The organism is Williamsia phyllosphaerae, from assembly GCF_014635305.1.
Taxonomy (GTDB): Bacteria; Actinomycetota; Actinomycetes; order Mycobacteriales; family Mycobacteriaceae; genus Williamsia_A; species Williamsia_A phyllosphaerae.
Window position 1 is genome coordinate 136,149 of record NZ_BMCS01000001.1, and the last position, 22,575, is coordinate 158,723.

The window sequence follows — 22,575 nt, forward strand, 5'->3', positions numbered from 1 at the left end:
CATGAGCGATGCCGATGAGTCCGGCCACGACGATGACGACGCGGGGAGCTACTCCGGTCCCGCCACGGTGACCGTCGCCGGGCGTCGACCCGTCGAGGTGCCGGTGCAGCTGGTCGGCCATTTCGATCCCATCGCCGGGAAGTTCGTGTGGCAGGGCCGTATTCGCGGATTGACGGCCGCATCCGACCCGGATGACCCGCCGGTCGCCGACGGGACCGATGTCCACATCGCGACCCCTCGGGGCGCCGGTGACGGACTGCTCGCCGCCCAGGACGCGTTCGGCGGTCACGTGGTGACCGGCGTGGGCGCTCCCCCGTTCGCACAGCTCCCCGACGACGTGGAACGGTGACCGACCACCGGGTCGCCCTGGTGACGGGCGGCAGCCGTGGCGTGGGCCGCGGTGTGGCCGTCGCACTGGGCGCGGCCGGGTGGACGGTCTATCTCACCGGGCGCGGCGGGACCGACCCCGACGATCCCCTGGGCCGGGTCGCGGCCGACATCCGGTCCGCGGGTGGTCGCGCACACGCGGTGACCTGCGATCACGTCGACGACGATCAGGTCGCCGAGGTCTTCGCCCGCATCCGCGCCGACGAGTCGCGGTTGGATCTGCTCGTCAACAACGTCTGGGCCGCACCGCGGGGTTTCGGCGGCTTCAGCGACAGGTTCTGGCAGCGCCCGATCTCCGACTGGGACACGCTGATCGAGGTGGGTCTGCGGGCGCACTACGTCGCGTCGGTCCACGCCGCTCAGATCATGGTCCCGCAGGGTTCCGGGCTGCTGGTGAACATCTCGTCGTTCGGATCACGGGGGCATCTGCACTCGGTGCTCTACGGGATGAGCAAGACCGCGCTGGACAAGATGTCGTTCGACATGGGCCACGAACTCGACGGCACCGGGGTGTCGGCGATCAGTCTGTGGCTCGGGCTCATCCGCACCGAGCTGCTCCTGTCCCTCGGCATCGACGAGTTCGCCGGGTTCTCGCTCGAACGCGCGGAGGACCCGACGTTCGTCGGACGCGTGATCGATGCGCTGGCCGCCGATCCCGACCTGGCGACACACAACGGGTCGACGGTCATCAGCTCCGAAGCCGGTATGGCGTACGGGTTGACCAACGACGATGGCAGCCAACCGGACTCACACCGCGAGCCATTCGGCGGTGGAGGTCTGTTCGGACCGGTAGGTTGACCCGATGGCCTCATCGAGCGACGCCGAACCGCCGGCGGCACCCACCACCACCCTGCGCGCTTCGTCGATGGGCCGTCTGACCGACGTCGACCCCCGTGACACACCGGGTTTCGACGGCTACAAGTCCGACGGCAAGGCGTTGCTCAAGGAGCGTGGTGAACTGCTCGCGGCGCTGCAGGAGAGGCTCTACGCCCACGGCCGCAGCGGCGACCGACGTTCCATCCTGCTGGTGTTGCAGGGGATGGACACGTCCGGAAAGGGTGGCATCGTCCGGCACGTCGTGGGCATGGTCGATCCGCAGGGCGTGTCACACGCGACGTTCGGCAAACCCACCGAGGATGAGCTCGCGCACGATTTTCTGTGGCGGATCCGCGCGAAGTTGCCGACGCCCGGTCAGATCGGGGTCTTCGACCGCTCGCATTACGAGGACGTCCTGGCGGTGCGTGTTCACGACCTGGTGCCCGAGCAGGAGTGGCAGAAGCGGTATGACGTCATCAACGAGTTCGAGCGTGAGCTCGCCGCCGAGGGAACGACCGTCATCAAGGCGATGCTGCACATCTCGCCGGACGAGCAGCGCGAGCGACTGACCAAACGGCTGAACCGGCCGGACAAGTACTGGAAGTACAACCCGTCCGACATCGACGAGCGGGCGTTCTGGTCGGCCTACCAGGAGGCCTACCAGGTCGTCCTCGATCGCACCGACAACGACGATGCTCCCTGGTATGTCATCCCTGCCGACCGCAAATGGTTTGCGCGCCTGTCGATCACGGAGTTGTTGATCGAGGCGCTGGAGGCATTGGACCTCGAGTGGCCGGAACCCGACTTCGACGTCGAACACGAGAAGAAGCGCCTCGCCGAGAGCTGACGCGCCGAATCCGTAGCAGTTTGTATCGCTGAGCGACACAAACTGCTGACGATCCGACTGGCTGCCGGGTGCTCAGACCGGTCGGTACCCGGCACCCACCCCACCTGCGCGCCCGAGGTCGGCGACTATCGCGCTCATCGACGAGGCTGCCGCCGGGGTCCGCCCGGCATCGGCGGGCGTCGAGCACGAGGGATACGCGGATCCGGCGGTGCCGGAGTAGACGACGCTCCCGCGCAGCAGTCCGACGACGCGTCCACCCGCGATGACCGGGCCACCGGAGTCGCCGGGTTGCGCGCAGGTCGCCACGACGATCGAGGTCGGCGCCAGCGGACGGAGGACCGGTCCGCAACTGAAGCCGGTGGTTCGCCCCTGCTTGCAGACCGTCGCGCCGACGGCCGGATCCCGTCCGACACCGGCGATCATGACCCGGCCACGCGTGGCGGTCGGTCGGACCTTCGTGGTGGCGAACGTGATGACCGCGTAGTCGAGTCCCGACACCGACGAGGGTGCGGCGGTGAGCACTGACGACCGGACGACACCGATCACACCGGAACCCGCCGCGGTCTCGAGTCGCACAGTCTCTCCGACGCTGCCGCAGTGACCCGCGGTGAGCCCGACCAGTCCGCCGAAGCGGTCGCGACCGATCGAGTTCAGCGTGCACAACTGCGCCGACGACCGGGTGCCGATGAGTAGTCCGGCGCCGCCACCGACGGTCACGCTAGGGGCGGCGTGCGCCGACCCGAGACCACCCGTGACCGCCGCCGTCACAAGAGCCACGAGCAGAACCGGCAACCGGACCCGCGGGCGAGCAGTCATCGTCACCCTTTCGCCTGCGTCACCGACCCGACGACGTGGGAGAAAGTAAACACCGCGAGCCGCGAAACGGCGCGGGTTATGTGACTACTTCTTGGCGTACTCGTAGAAGCCGTGTCCCGACTTCTTGCCGAGGCGACCGGCCTCGACGAGGCGCAGCAGCAGGGGCGGCGGCGCGTACAGCGGTTCCTTGTACTCGTCGAACATCTTGTCGGCGATCGACTTCACGGTGTCGAGGCCCACGAGGTCGGTGAGCTTGAGCGGACCCATCGGGTGCGCGCACCCCAGGACCATGCCCTTGTCGACGTCCTCGGCGGTGGCGAAGCCGCTCTCCACCATGCGGATCGCCGACAGCAGGTACGGCACCAGCAGGGCGTTGACGATGAAGCCCGACCGGTCGGCCGAGCGCACGACCTGCTTGCCGAGGATCTCGCCGGCGAACTGCTCGGCGCGGGCGGAGACCGCATCCGAGGTCGCGAGGCTGGTGATCAGCTCCACCAACGGCAACACCGGTACCGGGTTGAAGAAGTGCATGCCGATGACGCGCTCGGGGTTGGCGGTGGCCACACCGAGACGGGTGATCGGGATCGAGGACGTGTTCGAGGCCAGGACTGCGTCGGGGTCGGTGACGACCTTGTCTAGCTCGGCGAAGACCTTCGTCTTGATCGTCTCGTCCTCGATGATGGCCTCACACACGATCTGGCGGTCGGCGAAGTCGGCGAGGTCGGAGGTGAAACGCAGGTTGTCGGTGGCCTGTTCGCGTTCGCGCTCGGTCAGCTTGCCGCTGCTCACGCCGCGGTCGAGCGACTTGAGGATCCGGTCACGACCTTCGGCGACCAACTCGGGGGTGTTCTCGTACACCAGGACGTCGGCGTGGGCACGTGCGCACACCTCGGCGATACCTGCGCCCATCTGACCGGCGCCGATGACACCGACCCGCGAAATCTTCTCGCTCACAACAACTCCTTCAAAGAAACAAGACGCGCAGCGTGCTCACGCAACAACAGACAAAAGGCGAGACGAGGGTAACTCTTCTCGGGAACGAACTCAGGTGACGAAAGCCAACAGGCGGCCCGCAACGGAAGTCGCGGACCGCCTGTCTTACCGGCGAAGAGTTCCGGAGAGGCGGAACAGTTCTCCTAGTGGAACTGGCCCTCTTCGGTGGAGCCCTTCAGTGCTGCGGTCGACGTGTTGGGGTCGACGGTGGTGGCGATGCGGTCGAAGTAGCCGGCGCCGACCTCACGCTGGTGCTTGACGGCGGTGAAGCCACGCTCCTCGGCAGCCTTGAACTCGCGGTTCTGCAGGTCGACGAAGGCCGTCATGCCGTTGCGGGCGTAGCCGTGGGCCAGGTCGAACATGCCGTAGTTCAGCGAGTGGAAACCGGCCAGGGTGATGAATTGGAAGGTGAAGCCCATCGCGCCGAGCTCCTTCTGGAACTTGGCGATGGTCTCGTCGTCCAGGTGCTGCGACCAGTTGAAGGACGGGCTGCAGTTGTAGGCGAGCAGCTGATCGGGGAAGTCGGCCTTGACCGCCTCCGAGAACTTGCGGGCCAGCTGGAGATCGGGGGTGCCGGTCTCCATCCAGATCAGGTCGGCGTACGGCGCGTAGGACTTCGCACGCGCGATGCAGGGCTCGATGCCGTTCTTGACGTTGTAGTAACCCTCGGCGGTGCGCTCGCCGGTGACGAACTGCTTGTCGCGGTCGTCGACGTCGGAGGTGATGAGGGTCGCGGCCTCGGCGTCGGTGCGGGCGATGACCACGGTGGGCACGTTCGCGACGTCAGCGGCCAGACGAGCCGAGTTCAGGGTGCGGATGTGCTGCTGGGTGGGGATGAGCACCTTGCCACCGAGGTGGCCGCACTTCTTCTCCGACGCGAGCTGGTCCTCCCAGTGGGTGCCTGCGGCACCGGCTGCGATGAGGGCCTTCTGCAGCTCGTAGACGTTGAGCGCGCCGCCGAAGCCGGCCTCACCGTCGGCGACGATCGGGACGAGCCAGTTGTCGATGGACTTGTCACCCTCGACCGCGGCGACCTCGTCGGCGCGGAGCAGGGCGTTGTTGATGCGACGAACGACGTTCGGCACCGAGTTCGCCGGGTACAGCGACTGGTCGGGGTAGGTGTGACCGGACAGGTTCGCGTCACCGGCGACCTGCCAGCCGGAGAGGTACACGGCCTTCAGGCCGGCGCGAACCTGCTGCACGGCCTGGTTGCCGGTGAGGGCGCCCAGCGAGTTGAGGTAGCTGCCGTCACCCTTTGTGACGCCGTCCCACAGGATCTCCGCGCCACGACGGGCGAGGGTGTGCTCCTCGACGACGGTGCCCTGGAGTTCCGACACCTGCTCGGCGGTGTAGTCACGCTTGACGCCCGACCAGCGGGAGTTGGTGTCCCAGTCCTGCTGGATCTCGGCGGGGGTCTTCGGCTTTCCGACAGTGCTCATGTACGCCACTTCGCTTTCGTTGTTTCATCGTGCGATTTGCGGACCGCCTACGTCGACACGAATTTCTTCGCAATCAACTGGCTGACTGGGCGGTGCCTGCAACGAGAGTGCCACAGAACAAACCTGCTGGTCCACACCTTGCGAATGCCAATTGAGGCCAGCATTTGCGCACTTCTTGCGAAGTTTGCAAAGTTAAGTCTGCGAAGCCCCAGGGCGTCGAGCGCCAAAAAGTACGCCCGTACTGCGTTTTTACACGGGCGGGCTGCGCCGACCGACGCGGGCGTTCCGGGCGCCACACGTCGGGTCCACACAGGGGCGAGGCGTCCCGGTGTGGCGACAATCACAGTGCGGGTCCGGCAACCCGGACCCGACGCGACACCGCGGCACGCGCCGAACCCGTCGTAGCCTGAGACGGTGAGCAAGACCTACGTGGGATCGCGACTGCGCCAACTGCGGTCCGAGCGCGGGCTCTCCCAGGTCTCGCTGGCCCAGACGCTGGCGATCTCGCCGTCCTATCTGAACCAGCTCGAGCACGACGCGCGACCGCTGACCGATCCGGTCCTGCTCAAGCTCAGCGAGGTCTTCGGCGTCGACGAGGTGTTCTTCAGCTCGCAGGACAACGTGCGACTGGTCGCCGAGATGAACGAGGTGCTCCAGGACCCCGACGTCGGCAGCGGGACAGAATCGGCCGAGGTCGCCGACATGGTCCGCGCCCACCCCGACCTCGCCCGCGCCATGGTGAACCTGCACCGGCGCTACCGGATCGCGACCGACCAACTCGCGGCTGCGACCGACGACCGGGTCGACGGCAGCATGCGCGGCGCGATCACCGCGCCCCACGAAGAGGTCCGCGACTACTTCTACCAACGGCACAACTATCTCCACGACCTCGACACCGCCGCCGAGGAACTGACCAACCGGATGCGGATGCACTCCGGCGACGTGCGCCGCGAGATCCACAACCGACTCGAGACCGTCCACGGGGTGTCGGTGGTGCGCCGCGTCGACATGGGCGACACCGTTCTGCACCGGTTCGACCCGACCGCGCGACGCCTCGAGATCTCGCGGCACCTCTCCGGCGGCCAACGGACCTTCAAGCTCGCCGCCGAGTTGGCCTATCTGGAGTACGGCGACCTGCTGAACACGCTGGCCGACGAGGGCAACTTCACCAACGACGAGGCGCGCAGTCTCGCGATGCTCGGCCTGGCCAACTACTTCGCCGCCGCCACCGTGCTGCCCTACGCCCAGTTCCACGGCGCGGCGGAGGACTTCCGCTACGACATCGAGCGGTTGTCGGCGTTCTACCAGGTGTCCTACGAGACCGTCTGCCATCGGTTGTCGACGCTGCAGCGCCCGAACCTGCGCGGCGTCCCGTTCTCGTTCGTCCGGGTCGACCGCGCCGGGAACATGTCGAAACGGCAGTCCGCCACCGGGTTCCACTTCTCCTCGAGCGGGGGCACCTGCCCCCTGTGGAACGTCTACGAGACCTTCGCATCACCCGGCAAGATCCTCACCCAGATCGCGCAGATGCCCGACGGACGCACCTACCTGTGGGTCGCGCGGACGGTGGAGCGGCGCGCGGCCCGCTACGGCCAGCCGGGCAAGACATTCGCCATCGGCCTCGGGTGCGAGCTGCGCCACGCCGGACGGCTGGTCTACGCCGACGGTCTGGAGATCGGCCCGCAGGCCCAGGTGACGCCGATCGGGGCCGGTTGCCGCGTCTGCGAGCGGGTCAACTGCGCGCAGCGGGCGTTCCCTGCTCTCGGAGCGACGCTGCAGATCGACGAGCACCGCAGCACCATCTCCCCCTACCTCATCGAGTGACTCCGCTACCGTCGAGCGCGTGACCGAACCTCGCATCGCACCAGGCACCCTCCGACAGCTAGGCCCGATCAACTGGGCCTTCTGCCGCCTCGCGTCGCGCACGCTGGGCCTGCCCGACATGCACATCTTCTCGACCCTCGGACGCACCGGCGGGTTGTTCCGCGGGTGGCTGTACTACTCGGCCCGCCTCATGCCGTTCGGGACGCTGTCGCGCCGCGACACCGAGATGGTCATCCTCCGGACCGCGCACCTGCGCGACTCCGCCTACGAGATGGACCACCACATACGCCTCGGCCGTCGCGCAGGTATCGACGCGGCGATGGTCGAACGCATCGTCGCCGGGCCAGACGCCGGGTGGTCCGCGCGGGACACGGCGATCCTGCGCGCGGTGGACGAGCTCGTCACCGACCGCGACATCACCGACCTCACCTGGCGGACAATCACCGAGCACCTGTCCGAGCGTCAGCAGATCGGCCTGGTCATGCTTGTCGGACAATATGATTCGTTGGCCACCACCCTGGGTACCCTGCGCGTGCAGCGTGACCGATGACCGCACCCACCGACCGCATCCGGGCGATGCTGACCGTTCCCGTCCGCGATGACTCCGCCGGCTACCTCGACGTCCTCGATCCCCCGGAGGCCGCGGATTCACTGAGCCTCCGGGTGATGCAGAACCCGGTGTTCGCCGAGGTCTACGAGCGGGCGTGGCGACCGATCTTCACCCGCCTGTTCAGCCTGGGCGGTGCCTCGACGGTCGTCCACGACCGCACCCTGACCACACACCTCAGCCGCTCCGGCGACCGGAAGGTCCTCGACGTCGCCTGCGGTCCCGGCAACTACACGCGCCGTTTCGCCGCCGGGTTGACCGGTGACGGGATCAGCGTGGGAGTGGACTTCTCCGCACCGATGCTCGGCCGGGCTGTGAGCGACAACAGCGGAGCACGTACCGGATACGTCCGAGGCGATGCGCACGCGCTGCCGTTCGCCGACAACACTTTCGACACCGTCGCCTGCCTGGCGGCGCTGTACCTCATCACCGATCCGTTCGCGGTGGTCGACGAATTGGCGCGCGTCGTCGCCCCCGGTGGCGAGGTCGCGGTGTTCACCACCGTCCGCACCCGCATCACCGCGGTGCCCGGACTCGGCGTCCTCAACCGGGTCAGCGGCTTCCGCATCTTCGGCCGTCACGAGATCACCGATCGACTCGCCGCGGCCGGCCTCGTCGACATCGAGCAGACCATCACCGGTCAGGGCCAGTTCGTCACCGCCCGCAAATCCCCGGCCCCGACGTCTCGGTAACGCCCCGCCGGGACGGTCCGGTCGGCTAGCCTGACACTCCATGCCGGGGGGCATGTCCACGAAGCATCCGGGGGGAAGCTGCCATGATCACGCGTGAGCGCACATCGAACGACCAATCGCTGACCGACGCACTGCACGAGACGTTCCGGTCGTACCTGCGCGATCCGAGTTCGGGGACCGACCTGGGTCCACTGGCCCACCACCTCGTCGACCGCGCCGCCGCCACCATCGCCTCGCATCGGATCCCGGCGCCGGACGCGTCCACACCGGTCGTCGACGAGCTCGTCGAGACGTCGATGCGGGTCGCGATCGCCACCGTCCCCGACGCCATGGCGCCGTCGGGTTTCCTGCGCACCGGTCCCGAACCCCTTGTCCGACTACGGGAGACGATCGCCGGCTGGGCCCGGGACGGCGTCGATCTCGCATCGGTGCTGGCGTTGCTCGACCGCGGCTTCGACATCGTGTTCACCGCCCTCGCCGAGCGCGCCGCCAGCACCGGCCGGTTCACCACCGACATCAAACTCCTCGTCGACGTGCGCGCCGATGTCGCGACCCAGGCCGCCGGCGCCTTCGCCGCCACCGACACCCGCGCTGTCACCGCGTCGTCGCGTCGGGCCTTCGGCGAGGCGCTCCTCGCCGGGCGGATCGACATATCCGGTGCGCGTCTCGTCGGCCTCGCGGTGGTCGAGCGTTATCAGGTGATCGCATTGGCGGTCGAGGAGCGGACGCTCGATGCCGGGTCCGGCGTCCCGACCGTCGGGTCCCTCGACTCCGCGGTCCGTCGCGTCCTGGGCCATCAGGCGTTGACCGTGCTCAGCGAGGCCGGCGGAACCGTCGTCCTGCCCGCCGACGGGGCCCACGCACTCGTCGGCGCCGACGAGGTGACCGCGCTGGGCCGCTCCGTCGGCGCCGAGATCACCGCGACGCGGGTCGCGGGCACCGCCGAGTCCATCCCCGACATGGCCCTGCGCGCCGACGAGCTGCTCGATCTGGCACGGGCGATCGGGAAGTCGCCCGGCGTCTACACGATGGACGACCTGGTGGTGGAGTATCAGATCACCCGGCCCGGTCCCGCCCACGAACGGCTCGCCGCACTCATCCGCCCGTTGGAGGAGGCGAGTGCGGAACTGCTCGAGACCCTTCGGGTACACATGTCGTGCGGTATGAACCGTCGGGAGACCGCCCGCCGTCTCTCGGTCCACCCGAACACCGTCGACAACCGGATGACCCGGGTCTCGGCCGCGCTGGGCCTCGACCTGAACCGCCCCAAGGCCATCGCGCAGGCGCAGTCGGCGATCCTCGCCTTCGACACCCTGCGCCGCCCCGGACGCCTGCTCCCTCTGCCCGCAACGGCATGACCGTCGGGTCAGTCGGATGAACGGACGATTCCGGACTTCCTGGTCACGATGACCAGGACCGCGCGCGTTTCGTCTGTTTAGAATCGACGGTGCCCATTTCGGTAGTACTCCCCGCATACAACGAAGAAGCCGGCATAGTCGCCTGCCTGGAACAGTTGATCCACCAGGGCGAGGCGGTCGCCGAGATCATCGTGGTGAACAACAACAGCACCGACGCCACTGCCGAGCTGGTGACCGGGATCGCGCGCCGCGACAGCCGCGTGCGGATGATCGACGAGTCGAAGCCGGGGGTCTCCCATGCGCGGTACGCCGGGTTCGACGCGGCCTCGCACGACGTGATCGCCAGCATCGACTCCGACACCGAGGTCGTGGCCGGCTGGGCCGAGGCCATCGAGGAGGCCTTCGCCGAGCACGCCGAGATCGCGGCGGGCGGGTCGTTGATGATCATGCACGACCTGCCGTTCCAGAAACACTTCCAACGACGACAGGACCGGATCAAGCGGGTGGCCGCGGCGCGACTGGCCGACGGCAGGCACCTGCGGTTGCTGGCGTTGAGCGGTGCGAACTCCGCCATCCGACGCCACGCGTGGGAGGCGATCAAGGACCAGGTGTCCTATCGACGCGACGTCTTCGAGGATCTCGACCGCAGTCTGCACCTACAGGAGGCCGGGTTTCAGATCGCGCTGATCCCCGGCATGGGAGCCACCGTGTCCGGCCGACGGCTCCTCGCCGGGCCGCGCGAGTTCCTGAAGTACGTGGCGTGCGGCGCACGCACGTACCGGCTGCACGGGAAGACCGCGATGGCCGCACTGGCGTGGGTCACCGGGATCGGCAACCTGATCCGCATGACGATCCTGCTTCCCGCCAACCGCGCCTGGGACCCGCAGACCCACACCTTCTCGCTCCGGCACATGCGCTCACACGACGAGTTCCGCGAATCGCCGATCAAGGCCGGACTCGACTGAACCGTCTCCGGACCGCCGGCCGCTCAGATGGACCGGTAGTCGCGGATCGACATCCGCGCGCCGTGCCTCTCGGCCCGGGTGCCGAACATCTCGGTCAGGCGCACAACGCGATATCGCTGTCCCGCATACGGTTCGAGCAGCTCGAGCATTCCCGCGTCGTCGACCGGTCGGCCGATCAGCGTCTGCCCGACGGTCCGGCAGACGTGGTAATCCCCGACCGGGACCACGTCGGGGTCGCCGAGTGCGCGACACCGGGTCTCCGACTCTGTCCATTTTCCGACACCGCGCAGCATCGTGAGTCGGGTGTGGTGGCGTTCGACGTCGAGCATCGTCGCCCCCCGAATCGTCCGCATACGCACCGGCTCGGCGCCGCTGCGATGCCATTCCCAACTGGGGATGTCCTGCCAATCGCGTTGCGGTGGGGCGACTCTCATGTCGGGCGCACCCGGGGCCGGTGTGCCGTAGCGCATCAGCAGATGCCGCCAGGCCCGGAACGCCTCCCGGCCGACGACCTTCTGCTCGAGGATCGCCGGGACCAACGCCTCCCACACGCGGTCGGTGCGACCCAGGCGCACTCCTCCGGACCGCTTCATCAGTGCGGCGACCACGTCATCGTGTGCGACGAGAGCATCGGGGTCGTCGTCCGCGCCGAGAAGACTCGGCAGGTGATCGAGCATCCATGCCGCCCCGGGCCCCCAACCGTGGCCGGTGACCACCCCGTCGCGACGGGTGATGGCCAGCGTGCCCGGCCCGTCCGGTGTGTGCGAGGTCTTCCAGACCGAGCCGTCGGTGCGGAAACGGAACGCCGGGTCACCGGCGCCGCGGCGGTGCAGCGACAGCGTCCGTCGGATGTCGAGCGGCCAGGGTGGTGTCCACGCCCTGGTCAGCTCGGCATCCACACTGGCCTCTCCGACGACGGGCCTCTCGAACGGTCCTACAGGTTGATCATGTGGCCGATCGCGCCGTGGAACGTCTCCTGCATCGCCTCCGACAGCGTCGGGTGGGTGTGCACGTTACGGGCCAACTCGTTGGCGGTCAGATCCCACTTCTGCGCGAGGGTCAGCTCGGGCAGCATCTCGGCGACGTTGTCGCCGACGAGGTGGCCACCGAGGAGTTCGTCGTGCGTCTTGTCGGTGACGAGCTTGACGAAGCCGGCCGGCTCGCCGAGTCCCTGCGCCTTGCCGTTCGCGGTGAACGGGAAGGTGGTCACCTTCACGTCGTAGCCCTCGTCCTTGGCCTGGTCCTCGGTGAGACCGAACGACGCGACCTGCGGCTGACAGAACGTCGCGCGCGGCATCATCCGGTAGTCACCGAGCGTCATGGTCTCGGCGCCCGCGATGGTCTCCGCGGCGACGACACCCTGCGCCTCGGCCACGTGGGCGAGCTGCAGCTTGGCCGTCACGTCGCCGATGGCGTAGACGCCGTCGACGTTGGTGCGCATGTGGTCGTCGATGGCGATGGCGCCGCGCTCGGTCAGGTCGACGCCGGCCTTGTCGAGGCCGAAGCCGTCCACGCGTGGGGCGAAACCGACCGACATGAGGACCTTGTCGACGGTGAGCTCGCCTTCCTTGTCCTTGGCGTCGGTGTACTTCACGACGACCTGCGAACCCTGGTCGTCGATGGTGTCGACCTTGGTCGACGTCATGATCTTGATGCCGAGCTTCTTGTACTGCTTGGCCAGCTCCTTCGAGGAGTCCTTGTCCTCGTTGGGCAGCACACGGTCGAGGAACTCGACGATCGTGACGTCGACGCCGTAGTTGGCCATCACGTAGCCGAACTCCATGCCGATCGCGCCCGCGCCGACGATGACGATCGACTTCGGCAGGTCGCGGGTGAGGATCTGAGTCTCGTAGGTGACGACGTTGTCCGACAGCTCGACGCCCGGCAGCAGCTTGACCGTCGACCCGGTGTCGATGATGACGTTGTCGAAGGTGATCTCACGATCGTCGCCCACCGTGATCGTCTTCGAGTCCTTGAAGACGCCGTAGCCGTCGATCTCGGTGATCTTGTTCTTCTTCATCAGGAAGTGGACGCCCTTGACGATCCCCTCGGAGACCTTCCGGCTGCGGTCGAACGCCGCGCCGTAGTCGAAGGAGACGTCTCCGGAGATACCGAAGGTCTTCGCCTGCGAGTGGAAGATGTGTGCCAGCTCGGCGTTGCGCAGCAACGCCTTCGACGGGATGCAGCCCACGTTCAGGCACACACCGCCCCAGTACTTCTCTTCGATGACGGCGGTCTTCTGCCCGAGTTGCGCCAGCCGGATCGCGGCGACGTACCCTCCGGGACCTGCGCCGAGGACAACTGTGTCAAAGTGTTCAGCCACGAGGCTTAGCCTACGTGGCGCCCCCGACTCGAGGTAGGCCGAGGGTGATGCCGGTCATTCCGCACCAACCGGTCACCGACCTGGCCGAATACCCCCGGCAGGCGCACACTCGATCCGGTGAGCGCACTGCACGAGCCCCTGACCGTCGAAACCGCCCTCGTCACAGGGCATCTCGACCTCGTCACCGTCACCGTCTGTCTTGTCGTACTTGCCGGATACTGGTGGGGGTGGCGGCGCTCGACGGTGCCGGTGGGGCGCGGGGTCGCGTTCAGCGTGCTCGGGGTCGGCATCTGGGTGGCGAGCACCTCGAGTTTCGTCGGTGCCTACGCCGACATCCTCTTCTGGGTCCGCGCCCTGCAGGTGGTCCTGCTGCTGCTGGTGGTCCCGTTCGGGCTGGCGTCGGGGATGCCGATCACCGTCCTGCGCGACGCCCTCGGGTCGGCGGGCACCCGCCGGTTCGACGCCGCGCTCGCGAGTCGGTTCGCGCGGGTGCTGACCTACCCGGCGGTCGCGTCGGGCCTCATCCTCGTCACGCCGTGGTTGTTCTACCTCACCGGCTGGTACGAGGCGGTGCTGCGCGGTACGGCCGCCGACGTCACCACCCGACTGCTGTTCGTCGCCGTCGGCTTCCTCTACTTCTATTCACGCCTGCAGCTCGACCCGGTACCGCGTCGGTTCCCGCAGGTCATCTCCCTGGTCATCACCATCGTGGAGACCATCGGCGACGGAGCCCTCGGCGTCGTCATCTGGCAGGGCCACGACATCGCGCACGGCTACTACGCCGCGCTCGATCGCACGTGGGGCCCGGCGCTGCGTACCGACCAGATCATCGGCGCGGGGGTGCTGTGGGTGCTCGGCGACGTGGTCGGGTTGCCGTTCCTGCTGACGCTGATGAGTCGGTTCACCTCCGACGAGAAGATCCGGGCGACCGAGATCGACGCCGAACTCGACGCGGCCGCCGCGGACGTGGCGTCGTCGCCGAACGACCACACCGACGCGGCGGCACCCGCTCCGCCCGCCCTGTGGTGGGAGGCCGACCCGGGTCTCAAGGACCGGTTCACCCGGTGAGTGGGCGGTCCGGGCGCCGACACTGAGAGAATCGACCGGTGACCGACACCCACTCCGATCCCGCGGATCGCACCGCAGCCGACATCGACGCCGACGACCCGTACATCTGGCTCGAGGACGTCTCCGGGGAGCGATCCCTCGACTGGGTCCGTGCGCACAACGCGCCGACGGTCGCCGCGCTCACCTCGGGGGATCGATTCGCCGATCTGCAGGCCTCGGCCCAGGAGGTGCTCGACACCGACGAGCGGATCCCCTACGCACGGCGCCGCGGCGAGTACCTCTACAACTTCTGGCGCGACGCCACCAACACCCGCGGACTCTGGCGGCGGACGGATCTGGACTCGTACCGCACCGAGGACCCCGTGTGGGACGTCCTCGTCGACCTCGACCAGCTCGCGGAGTCCGAGGGCGAGAACTGGGTCTGGCAGAGCGCATCGGTGCTGCGACCCGACTACGACCGCGCCCTGATCTCGCTGTCGCGCGGCGGCGCGGACGCCGCGGTGGTCCGCGAGTTCGACCTCGTCACGCGCACATGGATCGACGCGGACTGCGACTCGAACGGTTTCGCACTGGCGGAGAACAAGTCCGACGTCAGCTGGATCGACCGCGACACCGTGTTCGTCGGGACCGACTTCGGCGTCCACACCGACGGCCTGGCGTCCCTGACCGACTCGGGTTACCCGCGGGTGGTCAAGCGGTGGACACGCGGGACCCCGTTGGACGCGGCCGAGACGGTGTTCGCCGGCGACGTCGCCGATGTGGCGGTCCAGGTGGGCCACGATCACACGCCCGGTTTCGAACGCGATTTCCTGGTGCGCGCCACCGACTTCTTCCATCAGGAGATGGTCGAGCTCCGTCCCGACGGCGAGGTCGGCATCCCCGTCCCGACCGATGCGCACACCATGATCCGGCGCGAGTGGTTGTTCGTGCTGACCCGCTCGGATTGGGAGCGCGGCGGCGTCACCCACGCGACGGGCACGCTGGTCGCCTTCGACTACGACGACTTCGTCGGCGGTGGCGACGCGACCGGTGAGGTCCTGTTCCGCCCCGACGAGCACACCAGCCTGCAGGACGTGCAGTTCACCCGATCCCACCTGGTGCTGGTCACACTGCGCGACGTCCAGACCCACGTGCACCTGCGCGACATCGGCAACGGATGGTCGGAGTCGACCCTCGCGGGTCTGCCCGAGCTGGCGACGATCTCCGTGCTCGACACCGACCCGGACGTGAGCGACGAGATCTTCCTCTCGGCCAGCAGCTTCACGACGCCACCCAGCCTGCTGCACGGGACGACGACCGACGGGGTGTCGGTGCTCAAGCAGACACCGGCCTTCTTCGACGCCGAATCCATCTCGGCCACCCAGTATTTCGTCCCCTCCGACGACGGCACACCGATCCCCTACTTCGTCGTCAAACGCGACGACGTCAGCACCGGCCCCACACTGCTCTACGGGTACGGCGGCTTCGAGAACTCGATGACCCCGGGCTATTCCGCGATCGCCGCCCGCAGCTGGATCACCCGCGGGGGTATCTATGTGATCGCGAACATCCGTGGCGGCGGCGAGTACGGCCCGTCCTGGCACACCCAGGCGATCAAGGCCGGCCGACACCTCGTCTACGAGGACTTCGCGTCGGTGGCCACCGATCTCGTCACACGTGGTCTGACGACGCCGGGTCAGCTCGCCGCGCAGGGCGGTTCCAACGGTGGTCTGCTGATGGGCGTCATGGCGACGTCGTACCCGGAGCTGTTCGGAGCCCTGGTCTGCCAGGTCCCGCTGCTGGACATGCGCCGATACCACCTGCTGCTGGCCGGCGCGTCCTGGGTCGCGGAGTACGGCGACCCCGACGACCCGGCCGAATGGGAGTTCATCTCGGCGTACTCGCCGTATCAGCGCGTGCAACGGGAGGCGACCTACCCGGCGCTGCTCGTGACGACCTCCACCCGCGACGATCGCGTCCATCCCGGACATGCCCGCAAGTTCACCGCGCGACTCGAGGAGTACGGGCACACCGTCTCCTACTACGAGAACATCGAGGGTGGGCACGGCGGCGCGGCCGACAACAAGCAGGCGGCGTTCAAATCAGCTCTGGCGTATGAGTTCCTGTGGCAGACCGTGGGGAGCGCGGACGCCTGAGCGAGACGGGTCAGCGCGCCTGACGACGCTCGAAGATCAGCGACACCAGGATCCCGAGCGCAACGGCCACGACCCCTGCGCCGCCGACGACCAGCGCGGTGGTGTGGAAGTCCGCCACGGCCTTGTCGATGATCAGTTCGGCGACCCGACGGGGTGAGTTCTCGGCGCCGGCGACCTCGTCTCGCGCGCGGCTGCGCATCAGTGCTCCGAGCAGCCAGCTGACCGCGGCGGCGACCACCACACCGACGCCGAGGGCTGCGAGGGTGAACCCGCGACGACGGGCGATCACGAGCGCGAGCAGCGCAGCGATGGCCGCGACCGCGGCAGCCCCGAAACCGACCTGCGTGATGCGGTCGCCGATGGCGCGATAGCGACCGGCCTCGAGACCGCTGCGCTGCGACTCGCTCAGCGCCACCTCGATCTGTCCGTCGACCCGGACCCCGGACAGCCCGTATCCCCGCAGAACGCGGTTGACCATCGGGGTCAGGTTGAGCTCCATGATCCCGTTGCGTTGCGCCTCGGTGGTCGGTTCGGTGAACAACCAATCATGTTGCTGGCCCAGTACATCGGCGAAGTCGGCCGGGAACTGGTCGCTGCGTGTGTAGGCGCGCGTCGCCGGCTCCACGATCGACGACGGGACGACACCGGAGGCCTGGTCGGAGATCTGCACCGCCAGTTCGTCGGCGATCAGGTCCTGGATGGCACGGTCGGTGGCCATGGGTTCGACGAACGACGTGAAACCCCCGGGGTCGACGACCCGGTAGTGCGCCCACAGAGACGGCACCGCGCAGACCACTGCGATCGTCGCGATCAGGGTGAGCAGGCCCGCGCCGAGAGTTCGCACCCGTTCAGGCTACCGATGCGGTCGGGCTGGATTCGCGCACCGGTGCCGACGGTAGCGTCAGGATGGTGATCGTCTGGATCAACGGCACCCATGGCTCGGGCAAGACAACCACGGGTTCCATCCTCAGAGACCTGCTACCGAACTCTCGGGTGCTCGATGCCGAGAAGGTGGGCGAGACCCTGATGGACATAACACCCGGGCTACCTGCGACGGACAACTTCCAACACTGGCCACCATGGCGATCGCTGGTCGTCGAGACGGCGCGCCACGTTCTCGACTACACCGGCGGGATCATGATAATGCCGATGACCGTTCTGGTCGAGCAGTATTGGCGCGAGATCAGCTCGGGCCTCGCCGACCACGACATCCCGTTGCGCCACTTCGTGCTCCATGCCGACCCGGCAACACTGCGCTCACGGATCATGGACGACGCGGTGATGGGCCCCTCGTCGTTCCGTCTGCGGTACCTCGATGCCTACGCAGATGCAGCCGAGACGTGGCTCCACGACGCTGCCGAGGTGATCGACACCTCCCACAGAGATCCTCGTGGTGTCGCTCGCGCCATCGCGGACGCCGTGTCCTAGGACGTGAAGGGCCGACTCCGCGGCTACCGATCGAGTTGTCCACAACCTGATCCGCGCGTCTGTTCGGTGTCAGACCCCCGCACTACAATCGAACACATGATCGAATGCCCGTCGACCGAAGAGCGCACTGACGCTCGGGGCGAGAGTGGTCCCACCTCGGGCAAACCCAGCTGGTCTGGGGTGCCGGCGGCAGCGGTGGGGTTGCTCGCCGACCCCATCGGCGCGCCGGTCAACGACCTCCTACTGGACATGAAGCACGCCGCGGCGGGTCAGTCGTTTCTCGAGTGGGTGCGATTCCAGCGGGCCGCGGAGTTGCACACGCAACTCGTGGCGCCGGACGAGGCGAACGACAAGCGCCGGTTGGATGTGTTGTCGCGGTGCGCGACCCGGATCGCGGTCGTGCACGCGATCCCGCAGGCCACCGCGGAACGCCTGCTGGACACCTCGATCGCATTGCGGGACCGGCTGCCGGGGGTGAGCGACTGCCTGCGGGACGGACTGATCACGGCCCAACAGGTCAGGACGATCGTCGAACGCACCGATCTCGTCCTCGACCCGGACCTGCAGTCGTTGGTCGATGCCGACATCGCCGCAACACTGCGCCGAGGCGGATCGTGGTCGACGCCCCGCATGCGCGACATGATCGACCGGATCGTGTTCCGCGTCGACCCGGCCGCCGTTCGAGCTCGACGGGCACGGGCCCGCGATGCCCGTGGGTACTGGTTCGAACGCGGCGAGGACGGCATGGCGACGATCAACTCGTCGATGACGGCCGAGAACGCCATCGCCATGACGCGACGGATCGCGCAATTGGCCTCGTGCGTGTGTCGTGACGACCCACGGACGAAACAGGCCCTTGGCAGTGACGCCCTGTTCTGCCTCGCGATGGGCGTCGCCTGGGAATGCCAGTGCGGCGGCGACCACTGCGAAGCACCCACCGTGCCCGAGCCGAGTGCGCCCGCACCGAGGGACATTCCGGGCGCCTCGGGGACGACCACCGTCATCCACGTCCTGTGCGACCTCGAGACCGCGGCCGGCGACGGAGAGCACCCCGGGTTCCTCGATGGCTACGGCGTCGTGTCGGCAGACCATGTGCAGGAAATGCTGTCGGAGCCCGGGACGAAGATCCGGCCGATCGGCGCCGACGATGCACCCCTCCCGTCGACTCAACCCAGCGATCCGTACCGTCCGTCGACCGCCCTGGACACCGTCATCCGCGCTCGTGGTCTGTACTGCGACATCCCCGGCTGCAACCAACCGGCGTGGCGCTGCGACCTCGACCACACCGACGAGTACGACCACGAGAACCCGGAGCGCGGTGGCCAGACCACTCCCGCCGGACTGGGCCCCAAGTGCCGGTTCCACCACAACATGAAGACGTTCAGCGACTTCCTCGACACCCTGGTCATCGGCGATGACGGTCGCGCGGAGACCAGCATCATCACCCCCGAGGGGCTGATCGTGCCCGGGCCGGCGTTCACCGGCGACGACCTGTTCCCGTCGCTGCGCGACATCCGATTCGAACAACCCACCCACGCTCCGCCGCCCACGGACGACGAACCGGATCGTGAACCCACCAGACGCCGAACCCGCCTGGAGGAGAAGCACGCCCGCCGACGAAACGCACGCGTCGCCAACCAGCAGGCGATCGACGACGCGGCAGCGGTAGCCGAGACAGCCGCAGCCGAGTTCGAGACGAAGGCGGCAGACGACCCGCACGGCATCCACGACCTCGGACGAGTCGCCTCGTCCGAGACCCGCCCCGCCGACTACGGGTTCGACGACGACAGCGAACCGCCCTTCTGAGCGGTACGCGAAACCGGGCGGTCGTTACTCGCCGATGAGGCTCTTCGCGCGCCCGACGATCAGCGGATCCGGGGTGGCGACGATGGAGTCGTCCTTGCCGTCGTAGGCGAACAGACTCAGCACGTGGCGCATGGCGTTGACGCGCGCACGCTTCTTGTCGTTGCTCTTGACCACCGTCCACGGGGCGAAGTCGGTGTCGGTGTGGGAGAACATCTCTTCCTTGGCGGCGGTGTACTTGTCCCACTTGTCCAGCGAGGCCAGATCCATCGGCGACAACTTCCACTGCCGCACCGGGTCGACCTGCCGGATCGCGAACCGGGTGCGCTGCTCCAGGGCGGTGACCGAGAACCAGAACTTCACGAGGTGGATGCCGTCGTCGATCAGCATCTTCTCGAAGAGTGGGACCTGGCGGACGAAACGCTCGTGCTCGGCATCGGTGCAGAAACCCATCACCCGTTCGACGCCGGTGCGGTTGTACCAGGAGCGGTCGAGCAGGACGAGCTCCCCCGCGGCGGGCAGATGCTTGACGTAGCGCTGGAAGTACCACTGGGTGGACTCCCGCTCAGACGGCTTCTCCAGCGCGACGACCCGCGCACCACGCGGATTGAGGTGCTCCATGAACCGCTTGATCGTGCCGCCCTTACCCGCGGCGTCGCGCCCCTCGAACAGCAGGACGACCCGCGCGCCGGTCTCCTTCGTCCAGTTCTGCAGTTTGAGCAGCTCGATCTGCAGGAGCCGCTTCTCCATCTCGTAGTCGGCGCGCGACATGCGCTCGTCGTACGGGTAGTCCTCGCGCCACGTGTCGACCACCGCGTGGTCGGACTTGAGGATCAGCCGGGGATCGTCGTCGTCGGTGTCGTCGACGGAGAACCCCGACGTGTCCGCCAGGTCGACGATGTCGGCGAGCTGCTCGCGACCGATGGACGTGCTGAGATCGACGATGTCGGTGACGGGCGCCAGGTAATGATCCTTGAGTTCACTCACTGCTACACGCTAGATCGTCGGCGGTACGGACACATGGCCTGCAGGTGAACGAACGGGACCCAACCCAATCGATCGAGGGCGGGGTCAGCGCACGTTGGTGAAGTACGTCCGACCGGTACCGAAGCAGTAGGTGCCCGTGGTGGTGTCGTAAGCCGCGGCCGCACCACCCGAGCAGCGCACGCCGCCGGCGCCGGAGAACGCGTTGCCGCCGATGCCGGCCACGGCGATCGAGGTGCCGCCGAGGCGTGCCTGCGAGACCGCGAGCCCGCCCGGTCCGGTGGTGACCGAGTAGCTCGTGCCACCGGAATCAGCGCCGGAGAGCGCACTGGACTTCGGCGCGGTGTTGTACGAGTTGGCCCGACCGTTGCGCTGCGCCGAGGCGACGGCGGTGCCGACACCACTGCGGTCCTCGGCGTGCGCACGGCTCGGGGTCAGCGCCCTCGCGCCGCAGCCGCCGGTGCCGACAACGCGGTTGACCTGCTGGCCGTTGACCGCATCGCAGACGAGCGGGGCGGCCGACGCGCCGCCCGCGCCGATCAACGAGGTGAGGGCCACCGCGGAGGACCCGATGAAGGCCACTGCGACGCCGCGTAGAGCGGACCGACGATCAACACGAAACATGGTGCACCTCAAATGATTTTCTCTTCGCAGCGAGCAGGCAGGCAACTATTTCGTCTGCCGAATGATCGCTAGCGTACTACCAGCGACAGCGGTTTCGATCGCAACACGTGCAACGGTCCGATCACGAACTCCCGCGCCACCGTGCGGCGCTAGGAACTGCGGCGCTTCGCCTCGGCGATGAGTCCCTTTTTCGCGGTGTCGACCGCCTTCTTCTGGGCCTGCTTGACGATCATCCCGGGGAGCTTGATCTTCAGGTCGGCCTCGAGCTCAAAGGCGACATGCGCACCGCCGTTCTTCTCGGTGACGGTGTACTTGCCCTTCTGCGACGACAGCTGATCGGCCTCCACCAGTTCCCAGGAGCACGAGTTGTCGGTCCAGGTGTAGTCGAGCACCTCGTTGTCGGTCAGTCCGGCCATGCTGACGGCGACCTTGACGCGCTTCGGAGAACCGTCGGAATGCGTCTCGACGATCTCGGCACTCTTGTGCGGTCCCGACCAGTCGGGCAGCGCCTCCACATCGAGCAAGATCTCCATGATCACCGACGGCGCGACGTCGACATCGAATTCGGTTTCTCCACTGACAGCCATGCCGCGAAGTTACCCGACGGTCGCAGCGTCCCGTGACGCTATTCGCGCTCTTCCAACCGCAGCGACCTATTCGCGCTCTTCGAGACGCAGCGGCCAGGCCTCGTCCGGGATCTCGTGGATCGAACACGGTCGATCCGCCGCGGTGAACCACCCGCGGAAGTGCATGATCTCCCCCAGCGTCACGTTGCGGACGGTCGCGTCGAGCCGGAACCGCTGCGCGTCGTCGTCCCACTCCTCCACGTAGCGCATGGACGTCGCGAACAACCCGCGCATGCCCATGCGGAGTCCGCGGCTGAGCATCCGCATCGGCTCGCTCTCCAGGATCAACGATCCCCCCGGCCCGACGCGCGGGGTGAGCGGGATCAACAGATCCGGACCGTCGCCGAAGTAGTCGATCAGACCGGTGGAGCCGTTCACCAGCAACGAGTGCAGACGCTGCTCGCCGTTGGAGTACGCGAAGCGTCGGATGACGGCCAGGCACTCACGGCCGCGTTCGTCGCGATAGCAGTAGTTGTCCATGAAGAACGGGACCAGGCGGCTCGTCGTGGTCGGCATGACGTTGCGCTTGCGGAAGAACCGCAGCACCGGCGGCGTGAGCTTCGACGTGCAGAAAACGGATTCGACCATGCCGCTGGTCATCTGGGCGACGCCGGACGTCGAGTCCACCCCGTAGCGCCACTGGACGTTGGGGTGGAGTTTCTCGAAGTCGCTGCCGAGCGCCGCGCGATAGACCGGAGTCATGCTCTCGACGCGCTCCGGGCTTGATCGGACATGGCTCCAGAATCTACCCCCGGTCCGCCCGCGGCGAGGCCACATGCCCACCAAGACGCCGGTCCAGGCCCCGAGGTCCCGGACAAACACCGAGGAATTCGCCCGCGG

22 protein-coding genes are annotated in these 22,575 nt (G+C 67.6%); 12 read left to right on the top strand and 10 right to left on the bottom strand.

Going from position 1 to position 22,575, the window contains the following annotated elements:
• Position 1 precedes the first annotated feature (1 nt).
• Genes IEV93_RS00700 through IEV93_RS00710 form a run of 3 tightly spaced genes read left to right on the top strand, consistent with a single transcriptional unit; the run spans position 2 to position 2,050 of the window.
• Positions 2–349, top strand: a complete 348-nt coding sequence (locus IEV93_RS00700; RefSeq protein ID WP_188485983.1) for a DUF4873 domain-containing protein — start codon at positions 2–4, stop codon at positions 347–349.
• On the top strand, positions 346–1,185 hold the full coding sequence (locus IEV93_RS00705) for an SDR family NAD(P)-dependent oxidoreductase (RefSeq protein WP_188485985.1): 840 nt from the start codon (positions 346–348) through the stop codon (positions 1,183–1,185). The genes IEV93_RS00700 and IEV93_RS00705 overlap by 4 nt, the downstream gene beginning before the upstream one ends.
• A 4-nt stretch (positions 1,186–1,189) precedes the next feature.
• Positions 1,190–2,050: a polyphosphate kinase 2 family protein gene (locus IEV93_RS00710; RefSeq protein ID WP_188485988.1), complete on the top strand. Its 861-nt coding sequence runs from the start codon at positions 1,190–1,192 to the stop codon at positions 2,048–2,050.
• A 72-nt stretch (positions 2,051–2,122) separates the two neighbouring features.
• Here IEV93_RS00710 and IEV93_RS00715 read toward each other — a convergent pair whose 3' ends face one another.
• The 3 genes from IEV93_RS00715 to aceA form a co-directional block, all read right to left on the bottom strand.
• Positions 2,123–2,866 carry a chymotrypsin family serine protease gene (locus IEV93_RS00715; protein ID WP_188485990.1) on the bottom strand — a complete coding sequence of 248 codons (744 nt, stop codon included), beginning with the start codon at positions 2,864–2,866 and terminating at the stop codon, positions 2,123–2,125.
• Positions 2,867–2,950: 84 nt separating this feature from the next.
• Positions 2,951–3,820: a 3-hydroxybutyryl-CoA dehydrogenase gene (locus IEV93_RS00720; protein WP_188485992.1), complete on the bottom strand. Its 870-nt coding sequence runs from the start codon at positions 3,818–3,820 to the stop codon at positions 2,951–2,953.
• Between the two features lie 182 nt (positions 3,821–4,002).
• Positions 4,003–5,298, bottom strand: coding sequence for an isocitrate lyase (gene aceA, locus IEV93_RS00725; protein ID WP_188485994.1), 1,296 nt, complete (start codon positions 5,296–5,298; stop codon positions 4,003–4,005).
• Between the two features lie 414 nt (positions 5,299–5,712).
• Here aceA and ramB point away from each other — a divergent pair, with 414 nt between their 5' ends.
• The 5 genes from ramB to IEV93_RS00750 all read left to right on the top strand — a co-directional run bounded on the left by ramB (position 5,713) and on the right by IEV93_RS00750 (position 10,744).
• Positions 5,713–7,122: an acetate metabolism transcriptional regulator RamB gene (gene ramB, locus IEV93_RS00730; RefSeq protein WP_188485996.1), complete on the top strand. Its 1,410-nt coding sequence runs from the start codon at positions 5,713–5,715 to the stop codon at positions 7,120–7,122.
• Positions 7,123–7,141: 19 nt separating this feature from the next.
• Positions 7,142–7,672, top strand: a complete 531-nt coding sequence (locus IEV93_RS00735; protein ID WP_188485998.1) for a carboxymuconolactone decarboxylase family protein — start codon at positions 7,142–7,144, stop codon at positions 7,670–7,672.
• Positions 7,669–8,421 (top strand): class I SAM-dependent methyltransferase, encoded by a 753-nt coding sequence (locus tag IEV93_RS00740; protein WP_188486000.1) that lies wholly within the window; start codon positions 7,669–7,671, stop codon positions 8,419–8,421. Before IEV93_RS00735 ends, IEV93_RS00740 begins: the two co-directional genes overlap by 4 nt.
• A gap of 83 nt (positions 8,422–8,504) precedes the next feature.
• A complete protein-coding gene (locus tag IEV93_RS00745; RefSeq protein WP_188486003.1) occupies positions 8,505–9,779 on the top strand; it encodes a PucR family transcriptional regulator in 1,275 nt (424 codons plus the stop codon).
• 89 nt (positions 9,780–9,868) lie between these two features.
• Complete coding sequence (locus IEV93_RS00750; RefSeq protein WP_188486004.1) at positions 9,869–10,744, top strand: glycosyltransferase family 2 protein; 876 nt, start codon at positions 9,869–9,871, stop codon at positions 10,742–10,744.
• Between the two features lie 23 nt (positions 10,745–10,767).
• Here the strand turns inward: IEV93_RS00750 and IEV93_RS00755 are convergent, their stop codons facing one another.
• Both IEV93_RS00755 and lpdA read right to left on the bottom strand, forming a co-directional pair.
• Positions 10,768–11,643 (bottom strand): DNA-3-methyladenine glycosylase family protein, encoded by an 876-nt coding sequence (locus tag IEV93_RS00755; protein ID WP_188486006.1) that lies wholly within the window; start codon positions 11,641–11,643, stop codon positions 10,768–10,770.
• A 35-nt stretch (positions 11,644–11,678) separates the two neighbouring features.
• Complete coding sequence (gene lpdA / locus IEV93_RS00760) at positions 11,679–13,067, bottom strand: dihydrolipoyl dehydrogenase (RefSeq protein WP_188486008.1); 1,389 nt, start codon at positions 13,065–13,067, stop codon at positions 11,679–11,681.
• 117 nt (positions 13,068–13,184) lie between these two features.
• Between lpdA and IEV93_RS00765 the strand changes: the two genes are divergently transcribed.
• Together IEV93_RS00765 and IEV93_RS00770 are read left to right on the top strand one after the other, a co-directional pair.
• On the top strand, positions 13,185–14,135 hold the full coding sequence (locus tag IEV93_RS00765) for a cytochrome c oxidase assembly protein (RefSeq protein ID WP_188486010.1): 951 nt from the start codon (positions 13,185–13,187) through the stop codon (positions 14,133–14,135).
• A gap of 38 nt (positions 14,136–14,173) precedes the next feature.
• Positions 14,174–16,270, top strand: coding sequence for a prolyl oligopeptidase family serine peptidase (locus tag IEV93_RS00770; protein WP_229704791.1), 2,097 nt, complete (start codon positions 14,174–14,176; stop codon positions 16,268–16,270).
• 10 nt (positions 16,271–16,280) lie between these two features.
• Here IEV93_RS00770 and IEV93_RS00775 read toward each other — a convergent pair whose 3' ends face one another.
• Entirely contained in the window at positions 16,281–17,114 is an 834-nt protein-coding gene (locus IEV93_RS00775) for a hypothetical protein (protein WP_188486012.1), read from the bottom strand.
• Between the two features lie 65 nt (positions 17,115–17,179).
• Here IEV93_RS00775 and IEV93_RS00780 point away from each other — a divergent pair, with 65 nt between their 5' ends.
• Positions 17,180–17,698 (top strand): AAA family ATPase, encoded by a 519-nt coding sequence (locus tag IEV93_RS00780; protein ID WP_188486014.1) that lies wholly within the window; start codon positions 17,180–17,182, stop codon positions 17,696–17,698.
• A 96-nt stretch (positions 17,699–17,794) separates the two neighbouring features.
• Positions 17,795–19,504, top strand: coding sequence for an HNH endonuclease signature motif containing protein (locus tag IEV93_RS00785; protein ID WP_188486015.1), 1,710 nt, complete (start codon positions 17,795–17,797; stop codon positions 19,502–19,504).
• A 24-nt stretch (positions 19,505–19,528) separates the two neighbouring features.
• On the opposite strand, the gene ppk2 is transcribed toward IEV93_RS00785, so the two are convergent.
• The 4 genes from ppk2 to IEV93_RS00805 all read right to left on the bottom strand — a co-directional run bounded on the left by ppk2 (position 19,529) and on the right by IEV93_RS00805 (position 22,437).
• Complete coding sequence (ppk2, locus tag IEV93_RS00790) at positions 19,529–20,488, bottom strand: polyphosphate kinase 2 (protein WP_371873772.1); 960 nt, start codon at positions 20,486–20,488, stop codon at positions 19,529–19,531.
• A gap of 84 nt (positions 20,489–20,572) precedes the next feature.
• Entirely contained in the window at positions 20,573–21,109 is a 537-nt protein-coding gene (locus tag IEV93_RS00795; RefSeq protein ID WP_188486017.1) for a DUF6764 family protein, read from the bottom strand.
• Positions 21,110–21,258: 149 nt separating this feature from the next.
• A complete protein-coding gene (locus IEV93_RS00800) occupies positions 21,259–21,696 on the bottom strand; it encodes an SRPBCC family protein (protein WP_188486019.1) in 438 nt (145 codons plus the stop codon).
• A gap of 66 nt (positions 21,697–21,762) precedes the next feature.
• A complete protein-coding gene (locus tag IEV93_RS00805; RefSeq protein WP_188486022.1) occupies positions 21,763–22,437 on the bottom strand; it encodes a DUF4166 domain-containing protein in 675 nt (224 codons plus the stop codon).
• Positions 22,438–22,575: the final 138 nt, after the last annotated feature.

Coding starts and splice junctions, on each gene's coding strand:
- IEV93_RS00700 (WP_188485983.1), top strand. CDS start 2: ATGAGCGATGCCGATGAGTCCGGCCACGACGATGACGACGCGGGGAGC.
- IEV93_RS00710 (WP_188485988.1), top strand. CDS start 1,190: ATGGCCTCATCGAGCGACGCCGAACCGCCGGCGGCACCCACCACCACC.
- IEV93_RS00715 (WP_188485990.1), bottom strand. CDS start 2,866: ATGACTGCTCGCCCGCGGGTCCGGTTGCCGGTTCTGCTCGTGGCTCTT.
- aceA (WP_188485994.1), bottom strand. CDS start 5,298: ATGAGCACTGTCGGAAAGCCGAAGACCCCCGCCGAGATCCAGCAGGAC.
- IEV93_RS00740 (WP_188486000.1), top strand. CDS start 7,669: ATGACCGCACCCACCGACCGCATCCGGGCGATGCTGACCGTTCCCGTC.
- IEV93_RS00745 (WP_188486003.1), top strand. CDS start 8,505: ATGATCACGCGTGAGCGCACATCGAACGACCAATCGCTGACCGACGCA.
- IEV93_RS00785 (WP_188486015.1), top strand. CDS start 17,795: ATGATCGAATGCCCGTCGACCGAAGAGCGCACTGACGCTCGGGGCGAG.
- IEV93_RS00795 (WP_188486017.1), bottom strand. CDS start 21,109: ATGTTTCGTGTTGATCGTCGGTCCGCTCTACGCGGCGTCGCAGTGGCC.
- IEV93_RS00800 (WP_188486019.1), bottom strand. CDS start 21,696: ATGGCTGTCAGTGGAGAAACCGAATTCGATGTCGACGTCGCGCCGTCG.
- IEV93_RS00805 (WP_188486022.1), bottom strand. CDS start 22,437: ATGACTCCGGTCTATCGCGCGGCGCTCGGCAGCGACTTCGAGAAACTC.